Here is an 18561-nt window from a genome sequence, read left to right as displayed (position 1 = left end):
GGTCGCATGCGGGCCCGAACCGGAATTCAGTAATCCACCAGTTGATGCTCGCGCAAATACGCGAGGATCACTTGTGCTTTTTCGACGGAACTCCCTTCAATTACGACGCTGCCGCCGCGGCTCTCGGTCGTCGTCGCCGAAAGCATGCGCGCGTGGCCCGAGCGCTTTTCGGCCGCGGCGAGCCGCACCGGTTTGGCGGTTGCGGGCCGGATGGTCCATGCGGACTGGTCGGCAGCGGTACCGTGCTGGCCGTTCGCGGCTGGCGCGGCGCACTCGATCGTGCCTTCGCGCAGCCGCGCATACGCGTACGAGGTCGCAGCGTTCGCGAGCGGATGCACGGCGATCAACGCGGGCAGCCGCACTTCGAGGCGCCGTCGCAGGCCCTTCGGCATGAACTGCCGGACCTGCGCGCAAGCACCGCTCAGACTCAGATCGACGGCGGAGCTCACGAGCGGCACCCCCAGCGCGTGCGCGACGCAATACGGCAGCATGCCGCTATCGAAACCGCCTTCGCCACGCGTGCCGGTCAGCACCAGTTCGTAGCCACGCAAACGCGCGGCGAGTTGCGGCGCCGGGTCGGCGTCGGGCGGCATGTCGATCACCTCGACCGAACGCGCGCCGAGCGCCAGATACTCCTTCAACGCGGCGTTCGACGGATCGCCCGCGTGCAGCACGTCGAGCGTCGCGCCATGCGTTGTGGCGAGCGGGAGCGCCAGCGTCAACGCGGCCGCGTCGTTGCGGCTGTAGCGCGCGACGCCACTGACCGGATGACGTCCGATCGAAACCAGCACGGCGATCTTCATGCGAGCACTCCTTCGGCGAGCTTGCCCGGCTGCAACAGCGTGGCCGCAGTGGCGCGCGAGGCGCGCGCCGCGGCCGCCGCTTCGTTGAGCGCCGCGATGGTTTCCTGCGCGTCCGCGACCACGGTCAGATTCGCGCGCCTGGCGATCGGCGCGCTCGCGTCGAGATTCACCGCGATCACGTGGCGGCAATCCTTGATGCCCTGCAAGTGCTGCACCGCGCCCGAAATGCCGAACGCGATGTACACACTCGCCTCGACGGTCTTGCCGGTCGCGCCGATCTGTTTGTCGCGCGTGAACTTGCCGTCGTCGACGGCGACCCGGCTCGCGCCGATCGCCGCGCCGAGCGTGGCCGCGAGCAGCTCGAACGCGGGCACGTCGCTCACGCCGTTGCCCGCCGACACGATGAAGTCCGCTTCTTCCAGCGCGACTCGCGCGGCGTCGATTTCGTCGATGCCGAGATCGCGTACCACGCTTTGAGCAACAGTGCCGTCGGCCTCGCGGTCGAAGCGCCAGGCGACCCGCTCGCCCGCGCCGACGAACGGCAGCTTTGGATCGACCGCATTCGGCGCGAGCAGCACGACATCGGGCAGCGTCCGGCTCGCCAGCGCCGTGTTCGCACGAATATAGGAGCAGACGTGCGCGGCATCGATTTCGACGACATGCGTCGCGACGCTTGCATTGGCCGCCGCCGCATAGCGGCGGCCGAGTTCGCCATCGCCCGTCGCGTTGTCGGGCAGAAAGACATGAGCTGGCGCGTAGGCCGCGACGCAGGCGGCCAGCGCGTTCAGTTCATCGTCGGGCGCATAGGTGAGCCGATCGAACATCGGCAATTCGATCAGCTTGTCGGCACCGAGCGCGGCGGCATCGCCGGTGAATTCGCCGAATACGAGCAGCACGACCTCGGTATCAGCGTTCGCGATCAGCGCGGCGCCGGCCAGCGTCTGGCGCGCGTGGTCATCGAGTGCCCCGCGGTCCGCATGGGCGGCGACCAGCAGCACATGGTGCGGCGTGGCCGTCGTGCGGCGCGGCTTTGGCTGATCGAGACGCGCGGCGTGACGCGCATCCAATGGCAAGACACTGCCCGCGTTCGCCTCGCCAACATCCCGCACGGCGCCGAGCGTAATGCGTTTGAGTCCCTGCGCCGTCAGCGTGAACGGGCGGCGCGGATCGATTCGTTTGAGCGTATCCGTCATCGCGTTACTCCAGCGCCGCCGCGACCAGTTCGGCCACGTCCAGCACTTCCGGACGCGGCCCCACTACCCCTTCGAGCATCGCCGTGCAATTCGGGCAGCCGACCGCGACGATCTCCGCGCCGCTCGCGCGCGCGTCGTCGATACGGATGTCGGGAATCCGCCGTTTGCCGGGAATATCCGTGAGCGGAGCGCCGCCGCCGCCGCCACAGCAGCGCCCGCGCAAGCCGTGACGCTCCATCTCGACCACCTTGATGCCGATGCTCTTCAGCACGCGGCGCGGCGCTTCCGTCTCGCCGTTGTAGCGGCCCAGATAGCACGGGTCGTGATACGTGATGTCGCGCTCCGCGAGCGCGGCGGCCGCGCGCGGCGACAGCTTGCCGCCCGCGATCAACTCATCGATCAGGGCCGTGTGATGCTGCACCTGATAGAAGCCGCCCAGCGCGCGATATTCGTTGCGCAGACTGTGCAGCACATGCGGATCGGCGGTGACGATACGCGTGAACGAATACTGCGCGAGCGTGCCGATCAGCGTGCGGGCGAGTTGCTGGAACGTCGCTTCGTCGCCGAGCCGCCGCGCGGTGTCGCCGGTATCGGTTTCGACGGCGCCCAGCACCGCGTAATCGACGCCAGCGCGGTTCAGTACCTTGACGAGCGCGCGCAGCGTGCGCTGATAGCGCATGTCGAACGCGCCCTCGCCGGCGATCAGCAGCACGTCCACGTGACGCCCCGGCTGCGCGACCTGCACCTGCAGATCGACGGCCCAGTCGTAACGCGCGCCGATGTCGTAACCGTTCACGCTGCCGGTTTCGCGCAGATTCGCGAGCGTCGCCGGACCCTTGCCCGGCACGCGGCCTTCGACGAGCGTCTGATTGCGGCGCATGTCCACGATCGCGTCGACATGCTCGATCAGCATTGGGCACTCCTGCACACAGGCGCGGCAGGTCGTGCAGGACCACAGCGTGTCCGCCTCGATCAGAGTCGAGACCAGCGGCTTGCCGGGCGCGCCCGCGTGCGTGCCCACCGGAATGCCGGGCGTCGGGCTGCCCGCGTAGTGTGCGTCGCTGCCGCCGACCATGCCGGTCACGAGATCCTGAATCAGCTTCTTCGGATTGAGCGGCTGACCGGCCGCGAACGCGGGGCACGCCGCTTCACACTTGCCGCATTGCACGCAGGCGTCGAAGCTCAGCAACTGGTTCCAGCGGAATTCGACCGGTTTGCCGACACCGTATTCTTTCGCGTCGAGCTGCGGCGTATTCAGCGCGGTGGGCGGCACGGCGTCGCGAGTTGCGGCGAAATCGGCAAAGCGCTCCTGACGCGGATGAAACGCAAGATGCAGGAGCCCTGCCAACGCATGTTTCATCGGACCGCCACGCGCCGCGCCGAACGTCATGGCGAATGCGCCCGCCGCGATCAGCAGCGCGACGGCCACGGCGAGCGCACCGGACATTGCGGTCGCGGGCAGCACGCTGAACAGCAGAAGACCAAGTGCGAACGAGCCGAGCAGCAGCGGCAGCTGATCCCACGGTCCGCGCGAGAGCCGTGCGGGAACCGCCTTCGCGCCATGCCGGCGGCGCCACACGAACACCGTGCCGATCAGCATTGCCAGCGCGGCGAGAAAAATCAGCTTGTCCAGCCACGGCGAGTAAATCGCGAGCCCGTAGTTGATGAACACGAGGGCCATTGCGAGAATCGCGCCCCCAGCCGTGGCCACGTGCGTGCGAGCGATATACGGATCGCGTGCGACCACATGATGCAGGTCGACGAAGTAACGCTTTGGGATCGCGAGCAGATTGGTCCAGCCATAAGCGCCCGCGGTGCTCGCGCGGCCTTCGCGCCAGTAGGCGGCGCGGCGCGCGAGCGCGAACGCGAGACCGGCCACCGACACCCACAGCAGGACGGTGATGACAAACACGGGGCTCATCGTCAGAAATCCTTGCAAAGGCGCAGTGCGTCGTAGATCGCGCCGTGAATGTTGTGCATCGAGATGCAGTCGCCGACCCTGAACAGGAGAAAACGGCCATTACCGAGTGTCTCGTCGAGACACGGTTGCGGTTGCGCTGCGAACAGCTTGTGTACGTCCACCTGGCCGCGATTGACCGATTCCGGCTTCAACTTCCAGTAAAGCTGGTCGTTCGGCGTACTGCCGTTTTCGATCACCACCTGATCGACCGCGCGCTCTTCCTGCTCTTCCGTGTACTCGTTGCGGATCACGGCGATCTTCTTGCCGTCCTCTTCGTACACCTTGTCGAGCCAGTAGTTCGGCGTGTGGATCACGCCTTGCGCGTAGAGGCGGCGATAGAAGATCGGGAAGGTCGTGCCGCCGACGTCGTCGGCGACCTTCACGTCGGGCGTGACGATCTCCACGTTCGCGCCGCGGCTCGCAAGGAAATCGGCCACGCCCGCGCCCGCATGCGTGCTGACGCCGTCGTACACGAGCACGTTCCTGCCGGGCTCGACCTTGCCGGCGAGCACGTCCCACGAACTGACCGCGAGCCCGGTATCGACACCCCACGCCGGAACCTGCGACGTGAAGGCCGAACCGCCCGTGGCAAGCACTACGATGTCCGGCTTCTCGGCCATGATGACGTGCTCGTCGGCCGCGACACCGAGACGGCGATCCACGCCGAGGCGCTTCGTCTCCATGTCGAACCAGCGCACGATGCCCGCCATCTGTTCGCGCTGCGGCGCCTTCGCCGCCAGCATGATCTGGCCGCCCACGTAGTCGTTCTTCTCGAACAGCACGACGTCATGACCGCGCGACCTGGCGACGCGCGCCGCTTCGAGGCCCGCTGGACCCGCGCCGACCACGACGACCTTACGCTTCGGTGCGCGCGACTTCGCGATCACGTGCGGCATCGTCGCTTCGCGCGAGGTCGCCGCGTTCTGCACGCACAGCACGTCGAGCCCGTTGTACTGGCGGTCGATGCAGTAGTTCGCGCCGACGCACTGTTTGATTTCGTCCTCGCGTCCATCGCGGATCTTGATGACCATATGCGGGTCGGCGATCTGCGCGCGCGTCATGCCCACGAGGTCGACCATGCCGCTCGCGAGCAGCCGCTCGGCCTGGCCCGCGTCGCGAATACTTTGCGCGTGCATCACCGGTACTTTCACGACCTGCTTGATACCCGCCGCGAGATGCACGAACGGCTCGGGCGGCAGCGCCATCGGCGGCATGCAGTTGGCGAGCGTATTGTGGGTGTCCGCCCCGGAACCGATCACGCCGAGATAGTCGATCAGGCCGCTCTCGCTCATCGCCTGTGCGATTTCCTTCAGCTGTTCGTGATCGAGCCCGTCTTCGTGGAACTCGTCGCCGCACATGCGCAGGCCGACGCAGAAGTCGGCGCCCACCGCCGCGCGCACCGCCTGCAACACTTCGATGCCGAAACGCAGGCGGTTTTCGAGCGAGCCGCCCCATTCGTCCGTGCGAAAGTTGGTGCGCGGGCTCCAGAACTGATCGATCAGATGCTGGTGCGCGGCCGAGATCTCGATACCATCCATGCCCGCATCCTTCACGCGCTTCGCGGCCGCCGCGAAGTCGCCGATGATGCGGCTGATCTCTTCAACCTCGATGATCTTCGCGTTGCCGCGATGCACCGGCTCGCGCACGCCGGACGGCGACATCAGATGCGGCCAGTGCTCGCCGTGAAACGCCGAGCGGCGTCCCATGTGAGTGGCCTGAATCATGATCTTCGCGCCATGCGCGTGCATCGCCTCGGCGAGCCGTGCGAGCGGATCGACGATTCGATCCGTGGCGAGATTCACCGATTTCCACCAGCCTTGCGGACTGTCGATCGACACCGGGCTCGAACCGCCGCACACGGCAAGCCCGACGCCGCCCTTCGCCTTTTCTTCGTAGTAGCGGATATAACGGTCGCCGGGCAGCCCGCCCGGCTCCGCATAGACCTCCGCATGCGCGGTACTGACGATGCGGTTGCGCAGCGTCAGCTTGTTCAACGTGAGCGGCTTGAAAAGGTTCGGGTAACGCATTGCGATCGACCTCAGAATGCCCGGATTAGTTTGACGGCTGCGGCGAGACTTCGAACACGCAGTGCTCGTGCCCCTCCGCTGCGCAGCGCGCTTCTTCCGATTGCGAGGGCGGCCCCTTGCGCGCGCCGTCGGCGGCGGTATCGTTGACCCAGTCCATCGCGCCCGCGAACCAGCCTGCGAACATGTAGCAAAGCTTGCCGGTCCTGCCTGGCTGCGCGAGCACGAACGACGAATGACGCAATTCGATGCGCGCATGTGAACTTGCGGGATCGGCTTCGATGATCCTGAACAGCCCCCAGCCGCGCTGCGACAGACGGTTCAGGTAGTGCTCGAACACCGCCATGCCTTCGAGGCCGTGCTGTTTCGCTTCCTTGTCGCACCAGAAATACGCGGACTTGTAGCCGGCCTTGTAGAGAATCTCTTCGTACCTGTCGCGGCCGAGCGCTTCTTCGACGGCGACGTGGTTGTTCGTGAAGAAGTGACGCGGCACGTAGAGCATCGGCAGCGCGTCGGTCGTCCAGACGCCGGTGTCGGGATTCACGTCGATAGGCAGTTGGGGTTGCATGGAGAGGCTCCGTTTTTATCCGCAATGAAAATCAGGGGTAACGCTCACACCTTCCAGACTTCGCCGAACACCCGGACCCAGTTTTCGCCCATGATCTTGCGGATGCGTGTCTCGCTCCAGCCCGCGCGTTCCATCGCGGCCGTCAGGTTCGGAAACTCGCCGATCGTGCGAATGCCTTCGGGATTCACGACCTTGCCGAAGTTCGTCAATTGGCGGTAGCGGCCCTTGTCGTGCGTGATCCAGTCGAAGAACTCGGTGCTATAGCCTTGGGTGAAATCCGTGCCGATCCCCACCTGGTCCTCGCCGATCAGGTTCACCACGTAGTCGATCGCCTCGATATAGTCGTCGACGGTCGCATCAGGGCCGCGCTTCAAAAACGGCGCGAACATCGTCACGCCGACGAAGCCGCCTGCATCGGCGATCTCCTTCAACTGCTCGTCGGTCTTGTTGCGCGGATGCTCCTTGAGGCCGGACGGGCAACAATGCGAATAGCAGACCGGCTTGTTCGACGCCGCGATCGCCTCCGAGGAAGTCTTGCCGCCCACATGCGACAGGTCGACCATGATGCCGACGCGGTTCATCTCCTGAATCACTTCGCGCCCATAGCCGGACAGGCCGCCGTCGCGCTCGTAGCAACCGGTGCCGACGAGGTTCTGCGTGTTGTAGCAAAGCTGCACCACGTTGACGCCGAGGTCCTTGAACGCTTCGATATAGCCGAGGTTGTCCTCGAATGCATGCGCGTTCTGGAAGCCGAAGATGATGCCGGTCCTGTTCTCTTTCTTCGCGCGGTAGATATCGTCGGTGGTGCGCACCAGCGTGAGGATCTCGCTGTACTCGCGGATCTGCTGCTTCATTTCGGCGATGTTGTCGACGGTCTTCTGAAAGCTCTCCCAGACCGAGACCGTGCAGTTCACCGCGGTCACGCCGCCCCGGCGCATGTCCTCGAACACCGAGCGCTCGAACTTCGAAATGTTCAGCCCGTCGATGATGATGCTGTTCTCGTGCAGTTGACTCATCGTTTGCTCCGCGCGTACTCAATAGATGGGAAAGCGCTCGCACAGCGCGAAAATCTCGCGGCGCACGCGTTGTTCGGTTGCGGCATCGCCCTCGGGAGACGCGCGCAGCGCATCGAGCACCTCGACGATCAGCCGCCCGACTTCGCGGAACTCGCCGACGCCGAAGCCGCGTGTGGTGGCCGCCGGCGTGCCGAGACGAATGCCGGAGGTGACCGTCGGCTTTTCCGTGTCGAACGGAATGCCGTTCTTGTTGCAGGTGATGCCCGCGCGCTCCAGCGCCTGTTCCACCTGGTTGCCCTTGAGCCCCTTCGGCCGCAGATCGACCAGCAGCAGATGGTTGTCGGTGCCGCCCGTCACCAGGTCGACGCCGCCTGCTTTCAGCACCTCGCCCAGCGCCCGCGCGTTCGCCAGCACGTTGTCGATATAAGTTCGGAAGCCCGGCTGCAGCGCCTCGCCGAACGCGACCGCCTTGCCGGCGATCACGTGCATCAGCGGGCCGCCCTGCAAGCCCGGAAACACGGCGGAGTTGATCTTCTTCGCGATCTCCTCGTCGTTCGTCAGCACGAAGCCGCCGCGCGGACCGCGCAAGGTCTTATGGGTGGTCGACGTGACCACGTGCGCATGCGGGACCGGATTGTCATGACGGCCCGCAGCGATCACGCCCGCGATATGCGCCATGTCCACCATCAGCTTCGCACCGGCGCCATCGGCGATCGCCCGTAGCCGCGCGAAATCCAGTGCGCGCGGATAGGCGGAAAAGCCGGCGATCAGCAGCGTGGGCTTGTGTCGTTGCGCCAACTCCTCGATCTGCTCGTAGTCGATCAACATCGTGTCGCGCCGCACGCCGTACTGCACTGCGTTGAACCACTTGCCCGACAGCGCCGGCTTCGCGCCGTGGGTCAGATGGCCGCCTGCGTCGAGCGACATGCCGAGCACCGTGTCGCCCGGCCTGGTCAGCGCGAGCATCACCGCACCGTTGGCCTGCGCGCCGGAATGCGGCTGCACGTTGGCGAAGTTCGCGTTGAAAAGCTGTTTGATGCGATCGAGCGCGAGCGTCTCGATCGCATCGACGTATTCGCAGCCGCCGTAGTAGCGCTTGCCCGGATAGCCTTCCGCGTACTTGTTGGTCAGCACGGAGCCCTGCGCGTCGAGGACCGCACGCGACACGATGTTTTCCGACGCGATCAGCTCGACTTGCGACTGCTGGCGCTCGAGTTCTTTCAGAATGGCGCCGCGCACCGCCGGATCGCGCGCCGCTAGCGAGTCTTCGAAAAATGGATTCGGGTTCGACATGGAAGGTCCGTGAGATCGTTGACGGGAAGGCCGCTGGGGCCTGCGGGGGTGGGCAGCGCCACCGCTTCGCCTTGCGTCTATTCTTGACGGTCGGCCAGCGCGTCGATTTACCAATTCAGACGCGTTCTTTGCCTTTTCCGCCATGCGAGTCCTTTTTCGACAAGTCGGCCTGGCTCGTCCGCGCGGGGCTGCACAACCAGGCCGTTTTTCTGCGCCGATCAGGTGCGCCGCAGGCGTGGTGGCGCCGTTATGGTGCCGCGCGGGCAGCCTTTCATCAGTCGATTGCTCCAGCTATTGCAGGTTTTGTGCGAAGCATCAAAGGGTTTGGCCTGATGGCACGGTAGTTGCCCTAATCTTCAGAATCAACAGTGCCGCCTTCCCTCACAGCGGCGCGAAATTCATTTCAGAAATGGCGGTTTTCATGTCTACCGATCGGACGGCATCGCTGGCGCACTTCGCATTCATGCCGCTCCCCAACTTCACGATGATCGCCTTCAGCAATGCGATCGAAGTGCTACGGATGGCGAACTATCTGACGGGCCAGTCGCTTTACCGCTGGTCGATCGTGAGTCCCTCCGGCGGGCCGGTCATGGCGAGCAACGGGTTGTCCGTCGATACGGGCCCGGTCGAATGCGTCGGTCAACCGGATGTCGTGTTCGTGATCGGCGGCATCGACGTGCAGCGTTCCACCACAGCCGAGCATCTGTCCGCACTGCGCCGTTTCGCGCGCATGGGCTGCATGCTCGGCAGTCTGTGCACGGGCACCTATGCGCTCGCGCGCGCCGGTCTGCTGGCCGGTTACGCATGTGCGATTCATTGGGAAAACATGTCGGCGCTGAAGGAGGAGTTTCCCGATACGCGCTTTCTGAAAGAGCTGTTCGTGATCGATCGCGACCGCGTGACCTGTACCGGCGGCGTCGCGCCGCTCGACATGATGCTGAACCTGATCGGGCCGCGCGTCGGTACCGCGCGCGTCACGCAGATCGCCGAGCAGTTCATCGTCGAACACGTGCGCGACACCACCGCGCAGCAGAAGATGCCGCTCGTCGCGCGGCTCGGCTCGGCCAACAAGTCGCTGTTCGAAGTGATCTCGCTGATGGAGAACAACATCGAAGAGCCGCTGTCGCGCGAAGAACTCGCGCGGCTCGCCGGCATGTCGCAACGGCAGTTGCAGCGGCTCTTTCGCGAGCACCTGGGCATGACGCCCACGCACTACTATCTGACACTGCGCTTGCGGCGCGCGCGCGAGCTGCTGTTGCAGACCGACATGTCGATCATGCACATCACGATGGCGTGCGGCTTCCAGTCGGCCTGCCACTTCTCGAAGAGCTATCGCGACGCGTTCGGCACCGCGCCGACGCGCGAGCGTCGCAACCAGGCGCCCTCACTATCGAGTGCGCCGGTGCTGGCGGCTTGATCGATGCACGCACGCGCTGCGTGCCCAGCAGTGCACACAGCGCTCTCGCGTAGCGGCCCACGAACCTCAGGCCGCCTTCAGCAAGCCATGCGGGTCGATCACAAACTTCTTGGGCGCGCCGCCGTCAAATTGCCGATAGCCCTCGGGCGCATCATCGAGCGACACCACCGTCACGTTGACGATATCGGCGATCGGTAGACGATCCCACAGAATCGCCTGCATCAGGTTGTGGTTGTACTTCATGACGGGCGTCTGGCCGGTATGGAACGAATGCGACTTGGCCCACCCGAGCCCGAATCGCAGACTGAGGCTACCCTTGCGCGCGGCTGCATCGGCCGAGCCCGGATCGTCAGTCACGTAGAGACCGGGAATACCGATCGCGCCGGCCGCGCGGGTGATTTCCATTAGCGAATTGAGCACCGTGGCAGGGGCTTCCTCATGCGAGCCGCTGCTGCCATGACCGTGCGCTTCGAAGCCGACGCAATCCACCGCGCAATCCACTTCGGGCTTGCCGAGCATCTGCTCGATCTGCTCGCCGAGCGTCGCGTCTTTCGACAGGTCGATGGTCTCAAAGCCCATCTTGCGCGCATGCGCGAGGCGCGCCTCGTTCATGTCGCCGACGATCGTGCAGGCCGCGCCGAGCAGGCGCGCCGATGCGGCCGCCGCCATGCCGACTGGTCCCGCGCCCGCGATATAAACGGTCGCGCCAGGCTTCACGCCGGCCATCACCGCGCCGTGATAGCCGGTCGGCAAAATGTCGGACAGGCAGGTCAGGTCGCGGATCTTCGCCATCGCCTGCGCGCGGTCCGGAAATTTCAGCAGATTGAAGTCCGCGTACGGCACCATCACGTATTCGGCCTGGCCGCCGATCCAGCCGCCCATATCGACATAGCCATACGCGCCGCCCGCACGCGACGGATTAACGTTCAGACACACTCCCGTATGCTGCGCCTTGCAGGTCGGACAGCGTCCACAGGCGACGTTGAACGGCACCGACACCAGATCGCCGACGTGCAGGGTTTCGACGTCGCGCCCCACCTCGATGACTTCTCCGGTAATCTCGTGACCGAGCACGAGGCCGACCTCGGCCGTCGTGCGGCCGCGCACCATGTGCTGATCGGAGCCGCAAATATTCGTGCTCACCACCTTCAGGATCACGCCGTGGCCGATCGAACGGCCACGTGGATCGACCATCTTCGGATAATCGATGGACTGCACTTCGACCTTGCCCTGCCCCAGATACACGACGCCGCGATTGCTGCTCATTGTCTCGTCTCCATGTCCGTGAGCGGCACGCCATGCACGCCGCGCGGCGCACCGTTCCACGAGCGTAGCGCCCGCCCGGACCGGCACCTGTGCCGGACGCGACACGCGTTTGGCTTGAACCGACAACATTGGCCTCGCGCGAGTCGGCGCCCACAACTTTTTCTTTACCCTCGCTCAACTTATCCTCGTTTGCGAGCCGTTCGCAAAGGCCCGATAGTGGCGGCCTCAGCCAGATCGCCGAACCACGACCCAGAACCCAGGACCCGTCTGCAATGAAAACCCGCGCGCTCAATTTCGTCTCAACCGCCACGTTCGCACTGTTCACGCTGTGTGCGACCTCCCCCGCGAGCCACGCGGCCGAGCCCCTCGCCGCGCAACTCAAGCCCACCGTCGATGCCGCGATCCGGCCGCTGATGGCGAAGTACCATATCGCCGGGATGGCGGTCGGGGTGATCGAAGACGGCAAGCCCTACGTGTACAACTACGGCGTCGCGTCGACGCAAACCGGCAAGCCGGTCACGAGCGATACGCTGTTCGAACTCGGCTCGGTCAGCAAGACCTTCACGGCGACGCTCGCGTCGTATGCGCAGCTCGACGGCAAGCTGTCGTTGTCGGACGGCACGGAGCGCTATCTGCCGACGCTGCGCGGCCGCCCGTTCGGCAAAGTCAGCTTGCTGAACCTCGGCACGCATACGCCTGGCGGTTTGCCCTTGCAGGTGCCGGACGACATCCATAACGACGCGCAATTGTTGCAGTACTTCCACGACTGGCAGCCCGCTCATGCGCCCGGCACGTTCCGCACCTACTCCAATCCCGGTATCGGCACGCTCGGCCTGATCACCGCGAAGGCCATGGGACAGGACTTCACCGCGCTGATGCAGCAACGCGTGTTTCCGGCGCTCGGCATGAAGAGCACCTACATTCAGGTCCCCGCCGCGAAAATGGCGGACTACGCGCAGGGCTATACGAAAGACGGTGAGCCGATCCGCCTGACGGGCGGCGTGATTTCCGCCGAAGCCTACGGGGTGAAGTCGACCGCCGCCGACATGCTGCGTTACGTGCAGGCGAACATGAACCTGATTCCGCTCGACAGTCAGATCCAGCGCGCGATCACGGACACGCATACCGGCTACTTCCAGGCCGGCGTGCTGACTCAGGATCTGATCTGGGAGCAGTACCCGTATCCGGTCGAATTGCGCACGTTGCAGGCGGGCAATTCGCCGGAGATGGTCCTCAACGGGACGCCGGCGACCGAAATCAAACCGCCGCTGCCGCCGCAGCAGAACGTCTGGATCAACAAAACCGGTTCGACGAACGGCTTCGGCGCGTATGTCGCGTTCGTGCCGCAAAAGCGCATCGGCATCGTGATGCTCGCCAACCGCAATTTCCCCAACGAGGCGCGCGTGAGCGCCGCGCATCAGATCCTCACCGCGCTCGATGGCGGCGGCCACTGATACGCCGTGCGGTTATGGGCCGAGCCGGGCACGCGCGGCGCCGGCGATGCGCACGAGCGCATCCGTGCTCAGGCGGGCCGCGATTTTTTCGACGTAGGCGTGATGGCGTGCTTCGAGCGGCGCGCCGAGCTGCCGCGCGAGCAGATAACGGATCAGCGCAATACGCCGGTGACGCAGCGCAATGCTTTGGTCGAGCAGCGCGAGTGCGGCGCTGGCGTCGCGCTCGTCGCATGCGCGCGCCGTGAGACGCGCGGTGGCCGCACGTGTCGACGTCATGATGAAGTCAGCAAGGCAAACCGCGCGTCGCTCAGGACATCAGCGGCTCGGCGGCGTCGAGCATGATCCTGACGAAATAATCCGCGAAGCTGCGGCGCACGACGATATCGAAGCTGTCCGCGCCAGTCGGCAGCAACGCAATCGACGCCTTGAAATAGTGGCTCTGCGCGCATTGCCCCACGCCGAATAGTTTGGGATGCAGATCGAGCGGACAGCCGCGCGCGAGCACGTCGCGCACACGCGTGCCGCTGATTTCGAGCACGGTATAACCGCTGCCGACATCGACCGCCGATGCGAACACGCCCGTGAACGCCGCGCCGAGCTTCGCCTGCAACGGCGCCGTGCGAGTCGCGTCGTGAGCGGCCTCGGAGCGCACGAGCCATTCGTCCGGGCCGAGCCATGCCATGTCGTAGCCATTGCCGCGGGCGACCGTATTCGCCTTTTCCGGCGGCTTGCAGCCGATCACGGCTTCCACCGCGCGAACGAACGCCGCGTCGCGCGTATCGCCGCGCACGTTCACGAGTTCGAGAAACGGCCGCTCGCCGAGCCGGAACGCGGCCGTTGCGTTGGCCTGATGGTGCTTGAGCAACGCCTGAGCGCCGACCAGCGGCGACTCTTGCCAAGCGCCGCTTTGCCGCCCGAACGTGCGATCCACGATCGACACCGTTCCGCCTGTTTCATTCCACATGTTGACGTGCTCCTTCGCTGTCGTAGAACACCGGACTCGCGATCTTCGCCGCGATCTGTTTGCCGCTCGCGAGCGGAATCGTGACGGGCGTGCCGATCTTGTCGAGACCGCCCTTGATGACCGCCATTGCGATCGAGCGCCGTAGGATCGGGCTGTAGTAACTCGAGGTGACGTGCCCGAGCATCGGCGCGGTGTCCCCCTGGAACGGACCGGCGACGATCTGCGAGCCCTCCGGTATCACGAACGACGCATCGTCCGCAAGCAGCCCGACCAGTTGCTTGCGCCCGGCTTTCGTGGTGTCCGAGCGGGCGAGCGAGCGCTTGCCGAGGAAGTCCTTCGACTTCGCGACGAGCCCGCCCATGCCGATATCATGCGGCGTCATCGAGCCGTCCGTATCCTGGCCGACGATGATGTAGCCCTTCTCCGCGCGCAGCACATGCATCGTCTCGGTGCCGTACGGCGTGATGTCGAACTCCGCGCCCGCGGCCATCAGCGCTTCCCACACCGCACGCCCGACGTTCGCCGGCACGTTCACCTCATAAGCGAGTTCGCCCGAGAAGCTGATGCGCATCACGCGCGCCGCCGCGCCCGCCACCGTGCCTTCGCGATACGTCATGAACGGGAACGCCGCGTTGGCGAAGTCGATGTCGTCGCAGACCCTTTGCAGCACCTTGCGGCTCATCGGACCGACCACCGCGAACGTCGCCCAGTGGTCGGTGACCGACGCAAGCCGCACGCGCAGGTCGGGCCATTCGGTTTGCAGCCAGCGTTCGAGCCAGGTGAGCACGCGCGCCGCACCGCCGGTCGTGGTCGTCATCATGTAGTGGTGCTCGGCGAGGCGCACGGTTACGCCGTCGTCGAAGATCATGCCGTTTTCATCGAGCATCAGGCCGTAGCGGCACTTGCCGACTTCGAGCTTGGTCCACGGATTCGTGTAGACCCAGTTCAACAGCTTGGCGGAATCGGGGCCCTGAATGTCGATCTTGCCGAGCGTCGACGCATCGAGAATGCCGACGCTCGTGCGCACCGCGAGCGCTTCGCGCGCGACCGCCGCGTGCATGTCCTCGCCCGCCTTCGGGTAGTACCACGGACGCTTCCAGTTGCCGACGTCCTCGAATGCCGCGCCGTGTTCCACGTGCCATTCATGCACCGCCGTCTTGCGCACCGGGTCGAGCCATTCACCGAGTTCGCGGCCGGCGAAGGCGCCGAACGTGACCGGCGTGTAGTTCGGCCGGAACGTCGTCGTACCGGTCTCCGGAATGGTCTTGCCGAGCGCCTGCGCGAGAATCGCCATGCCATTGATGTTGCCGAGCTTGCCCTGGTCGGTGCCGAAGCCCATCGCGGTGTAGCGCTTCACGTGTTCGACCGATTCGAAGCCTTCGCGTGCGGCGAGGAAAATATCTGCCGCGGCGACGTCGTTCTGGAAATCGACGAACTGCTTGGGCCCGCGCGTGGCCATCTCGCGTCCGCCGACGAGCCACAGCGGCTCCAGCTTCGTTTCGCTGAAGCCGGCGACCTGCGGCGATGCAGGCCGCGCGACGATGTGCCCGGCCGCGCGGGCCGCTTCGACACCGGCATCCACAGCAAAGCGGATCCCCTGCCCGAGCGTGAAGTCACCCGCGCACGCGCCGACGCTGGTCTCCGCCTGGACCGCCTTGCCCGGCACGAAGCAGGCCTTGTCGTCATGCCAGTGCGCCTTGCCGCCCGACTGCGCGAACAGATGCAGCACCGGGCTCCAGCCGCCCGACATCGCGAGCAGATCACACGGCAACTGCCCCTGTTGCGCGCCGACCTGCCCTTTCGCGTACGAGGCGAGCGTCACCGACGCGACGCGCAGTTTGCCGTGCGCCGCCGTGACGACCGTTCCGCTCATCATTTTTATGCCATGACGACGCGCGAGCGCGGGCAGCGTCCCCGTCGATTCAGCCGTGCGCGGATCGATCACGGTGACTTGCGCGCCGGCGGCTTTGAGGTCGAGCGCGCATTGATAGCCGTCGTCGTTGTTCGTGAACACGACCGCGTTGCGCCCCGGCAGCACCGCATAACGATGCAGATAGGTCGACACCGCCGACGCGAGCATCACGCCGGGCAGATCGTTATTGCCGAACACGATCGGGCGTTCATGCGCGCCGGTCGCCAGAATCACGCGTTTCGCCCGGATCTTCCACAGCAGTTCGCGCGTGCCTTTGCGTTGCGACACGGGCAGATGATCGGTCAGGCGCTGCGTGACCGTGACGAGATTGTGGTCCTGGTAGCCGAACGCGGTGCTGCGGCACAGGATCTTTACGTCGGGCCACTGCCGCAATTCGTCCTCGATTTTCTGCACCCATTGCAGCGCGGGCTTGCCGTCGATCTGCGCGTCACACGACAGCAGCGAGCCGCCGAGCTCGGGCTGATCGTCGACGAGCGTCACGCGCGCCCCCGACAAGGCGGCCGCATGCGCGGCCGCGAGCCCGCTCGGGCCGCCGCCGACCACCAGCACGTCGCAATGCGCGAAGCACTTGTCGTAGCGGTCCGCATCGCGCTGTTGCGGCGCGGTGCCGAGGCCGGCCGCATCGCGAATCGCTTCCTCGTACTTCGGCCAGAATTTGCGCGGCCACATGAAAGTCTTGTAGTAGAAGCCCGCAGGAATGAAGCGCGCGATCTTCTGGTTGATCGCCATGCGGTCCTTTTCGATGCTCGGCTTCGCGTTCACGCTCGCCGCGACGAGTCCCTGATACAGCTCCACTTCGGTGGCCCGAGCGTTCGGCACCGTGTAGGCGCCCGTCTCTAGTTGCACGACCGCGTTCGGTTCTTCGACGCCCGCCGTCACGATGCCGCGCGGCCGGTGATATTTCCAGCTGCGCGCGACGAAATGCACGCCGTTGGCGAGCAATGCGGACGCGAGCGTATCGCCCTGATAACCCTGATACTGCACGCCGTTGAACGTGAAGTTGAGCGCGATCGCGCGGTTGATGCGTCCGCCGGTCGGGAGTCGGTCTTTCTGGCTCATGATGCGTTGCCCTCTCGTGCCTTTGCCTGTGCCGTCGTTGCGTTGGCCGCCGCTGCGTCGCTGCTGCCCAGCGCGAGCAGCGGTCTCTCGAACGTTTCGTAACCCTGGAACGCGTAACTGACGGTGTCGCGCTGCGCCTTGAACCAGCGGCGGCAGCCTTGCGCGTGCAGCCATTGCTCGTGATGCACGCCGCGCGGGTTCTTGCGCATGAACAGGTAGTCGCCCCATTCCTTGTCGGTAAGCGATTCGGTGTCGAGCGGACGGGCGATATCCGCTTCGCCGCCGCAGGAGAATTCGGTTTCGGCGCGGGGACCGCACCACGGGCATTCGATCAGCAGCATGTGTATCTCCTTGTCGGCTAGTGGGCCACGGCGGCGGCGCCATGCTCATCGATCAGACGACCGGTGTAGAACCGATCCAGCGAGAACGGCGCATTCAATTGATGCGGTTCGTCCTGCGCGATCGTGTGCGCGAAGACCCATCCCGAGCCGGGCGTCGCCTTGAAGCCGCCCGTGCCCCAACCGCAGTTGAAATACAGCCCCTTCACGTCGGTCTTGCCGATGATCGGGCAGGCGTCCGGCGACACATCGACGATGCCGCCCCACTGCCGGTTCATCCGCACGCGAGAAAACACCGGGAACATTTCGACGATCGCCTCGAGCGTGCCCTCGATGATCTGGAAGCTGCCGCGCTGCCCAAAGCCCGTGTACTGATCGACGCCCGCGCCGATCACGAGATCGCCCTTGTCGGACTGGCTGATATAGGCGTGCACCGCGTTCGACATCACGACCGTGTTGACGACCGGCTTGATCGGCTCCGACACCAGCGCCTGCAACGGGTGGCTTTCGAGCGGCAGCCGCACGCCGGCCATGTCGGCGAGCGTCGACGTATTGCCGGCCGCGACCACCGCGACCTTCTTCGCCTTGATGAAGCCCTTGGTCGTGTCGACGCCCGTCACCTGACTGCCGCTGCGGCGAATCCCGACGACCTGGCAGTTCTGCACGATATCGACGCCCGCCTGATCCGCGCCACGCGCGAAGCCCCACGCCACCGCATCGTGCCGGGCCACGCCGCCGCGCCGCTGGATCGATGCGCCGAGCACCGGGTAGCGGCTGTTCAGATTGATGGTCGGCTCGAGTTCCTTGATCTGCGCGGGCGTGAGGAATTCGGCGTCGATGCCGTTCAGGCGGTTCGCGTTCACGCGGCGTTCGGTATCGCGCACGTCCTGCAGCGTGTGCGCGAGATTCATCACGCCGCGCTGACTGAACATCACGTTGTAGTTCAGATCCTGCGCGAGTCCTTCCCACAGCTTCATCGCCTTTTCGTAGAGCGCGGCCGATTCGTCCCACAGGTAGTTCGAACGCACGATCGTCGTATTGCGCGCCGTATTGCCGCCGCCGATCCAGTTCTTCTCGAGCACGGCGACGTTGCGCACGCCATGCTCCTTCGCGAGGTAGTAAGCGGTCGCGAGACCATGCCCGCCGCCGCCGACGATCACGACGTCGTACTCACGCTTAGGCTCGGGGCTGCGCCATTGCCGCTCCCAGTTCTCGTGATACGACATCCCGTTGCGCAGCAGGCTGAATATCGAATAGCGGCTCATCGTCGGTC

Annotated in this window: 16 protein-coding genes; 3 read left to right on the top strand and 13 right to left on the bottom strand. The window is 65.3% G+C overall.

The genetic code is table 11. From position 1 onward, the window contains the following. Nucleotides 1-26 precede the first annotated feature (26 nt). The 7 genes from LJ655_RS00170 to LJ655_RS00140 are packed head-to-tail and all read right to left on the bottom strand — an operon-like array spanning nt 27 to nt 8857. Nucleotides 27-803, bottom strand: a complete 777-nt coding sequence (locus LJ655_RS00170; RefSeq protein WP_230559241.1) for an adenine nucleotide alpha hydrolase family protein — start codon at nt 801-803, stop codon at nt 27-29. After that, nucleotides 800-1996 carry an electron transfer flavoprotein subunit alpha/FixB family protein gene (locus tag LJ655_RS00165; RefSeq protein ID WP_230559240.1) on the bottom strand — a complete coding sequence of 399 codons (1197 nt, stop codon included), beginning with the start codon at nt 1994-1996 and terminating at the stop codon, nt 800-802. Before LJ655_RS00165 ends, LJ655_RS00170 begins: the two co-directional genes overlap by 4 nt. A gap of 4 nt (nt 1997-2000) precedes the next feature. Beyond that, the gene (locus LJ655_RS00160) at nt 2001-3917 is read right to left on the bottom strand and encodes a (Fe-S)-binding protein (protein WP_230559239.1); all 1917 of its coding nucleotides are present in this window, start codon (nt 3915-3917) and stop codon (nt 2001-2003) included. 2 nt (nt 3918-3919) lie between these two features. After that, a complete protein-coding gene (locus LJ655_RS00155) occupies nt 3920-5983 on the bottom strand; it encodes an NADH:flavin oxidoreductase (RefSeq protein WP_230559238.1) in 2064 nt (687 codons plus the stop codon). Nucleotides 5984-6008: 25 nt separating this feature from the next. After that, nucleotides 6009-6548 carry a DUF5943 domain-containing protein gene (locus tag LJ655_RS00150; protein WP_230559237.1) on the bottom strand — a complete coding sequence of 180 codons (540 nt, stop codon included), beginning with the start codon at nt 6546-6548 and terminating at the stop codon, nt 6009-6011. Nucleotides 6549-6592: 44 nt separating this feature from the next. Next, nucleotides 6593-7564: a dipeptidase gene (locus LJ655_RS00145; RefSeq protein WP_230559236.1), complete on the bottom strand. Its 972-nt coding sequence runs from the start codon at nt 7562-7564 to the stop codon at nt 6593-6595. Nucleotides 7565-7582: 18 nt separating this feature from the next. Then, the gene (locus LJ655_RS00140) at nt 7583-8857 is read right to left on the bottom strand and encodes a serine hydroxymethyltransferase (protein ID WP_230559235.1); all 1275 of its coding nucleotides are present in this window, start codon (nt 8855-8857) and stop codon (nt 7583-7585) included. Between LJ655_RS00140 and LJ655_RS00135 the strand changes: the two genes are divergently transcribed. Beyond that, a complete protein-coding gene (locus tag LJ655_RS00135) occupies nt 8839-9201 on the top strand; it encodes a hypothetical protein (RefSeq protein ID WP_230559234.1) in 363 nt (120 codons plus the stop codon). The two genes, LJ655_RS00140 and LJ655_RS00135, sit on opposite strands and share 19 nt — an antisense overlap. 77 nt (nt 9202-9278) lie before the next feature. Beyond that, on the top strand, nt 9279-10274 hold the full coding sequence (locus tag LJ655_RS00130) for a GlxA family transcriptional regulator (protein WP_230559233.1): 996 nt from the start codon (nt 9279-9281) through the stop codon (nt 10272-10274). A gap of 66 nt (nt 10275-10340) precedes the next feature. Here LJ655_RS00130 and fdhA read toward each other — a convergent pair whose 3' ends face one another. Further along, nucleotides 10341-11540 carry a formaldehyde dehydrogenase, glutathione-independent gene (fdhA, locus tag LJ655_RS00125; protein WP_230559232.1) on the bottom strand — a complete coding sequence of 400 codons (1200 nt, stop codon included), beginning with the start codon at nt 11538-11540 and terminating at the stop codon, nt 10341-10343. Between the two features lie 272 nt (nt 11541-11812). Between fdhA and ampC the strand changes: the two genes are divergently transcribed. Next, a complete protein-coding gene (ampC, locus tag LJ655_RS00120) occupies nt 11813-12994 on the top strand; it encodes a class C beta-lactamase (RefSeq protein ID WP_230559231.1) in 1182 nt (393 codons plus the stop codon). Between the two features lie 12 nt (nt 12995-13006). On the opposite strand, the gene LJ655_RS00115 is transcribed toward ampC, so the two are convergent. From LJ655_RS00115 to LJ655_RS00095, 5 genes are read right to left on the bottom strand one after another with little or no spacing between them, the layout of a single operon-like run. Beyond that, the gene (locus LJ655_RS00115; RefSeq protein WP_230559230.1) at nt 13007-13270 is read right to left on the bottom strand and encodes a hypothetical protein; all 264 of its coding nucleotides are present in this window, start codon (nt 13268-13270) and stop codon (nt 13007-13009) included. Nucleotides 13271-13301: 31 nt separating this feature from the next. Further along, nucleotides 13302-13958, bottom strand: a complete 657-nt coding sequence (locus LJ655_RS00110; RefSeq protein ID WP_230559229.1) for a sarcosine oxidase subunit gamma — start codon at nt 13956-13958, stop codon at nt 13302-13304. Then, nucleotides 13948-16950, bottom strand: a complete 3003-nt coding sequence (locus LJ655_RS00105) for a sarcosine oxidase subunit alpha family protein (protein ID WP_230559228.1) — start codon at nt 16948-16950, stop codon at nt 13948-13950. The genes LJ655_RS00110 and LJ655_RS00105 overlap by 11 nt, the downstream gene beginning before the upstream one ends. After that, nucleotides 16947-17291, bottom strand: a complete 345-nt coding sequence (locus tag LJ655_RS00100; protein WP_230559227.1) for a sarcosine oxidase subunit delta — start codon at nt 17289-17291, stop codon at nt 16947-16949. Before LJ655_RS00100 ends, LJ655_RS00105 begins: the two co-directional genes overlap by 4 nt. Before the next feature lie 17 nt (nt 17292-17308). Continuing rightward, on the bottom strand, nt 17309-18553 hold the full coding sequence (locus LJ655_RS00095) for a sarcosine oxidase subunit beta family protein (RefSeq protein WP_230559226.1): 1245 nt from the start codon (nt 18551-18553) through the stop codon (nt 17309-17311). Nucleotides 18554-18561 lie beyond the last annotated feature (8 nt).

The sequence above is a fragment of the Paraburkholderia translucens genome, from assembly GCF_020881035.1.
Taxonomy (GTDB): domain Bacteria; phylum Pseudomonadota; class Gammaproteobacteria; order Burkholderiales; family Burkholderiaceae; genus Paraburkholderia; species Paraburkholderia translucens.
Note: the sequence above shows the minus strand (reverse complement) of the source record. Positions and strands in the feature narration are given on the sequence as shown.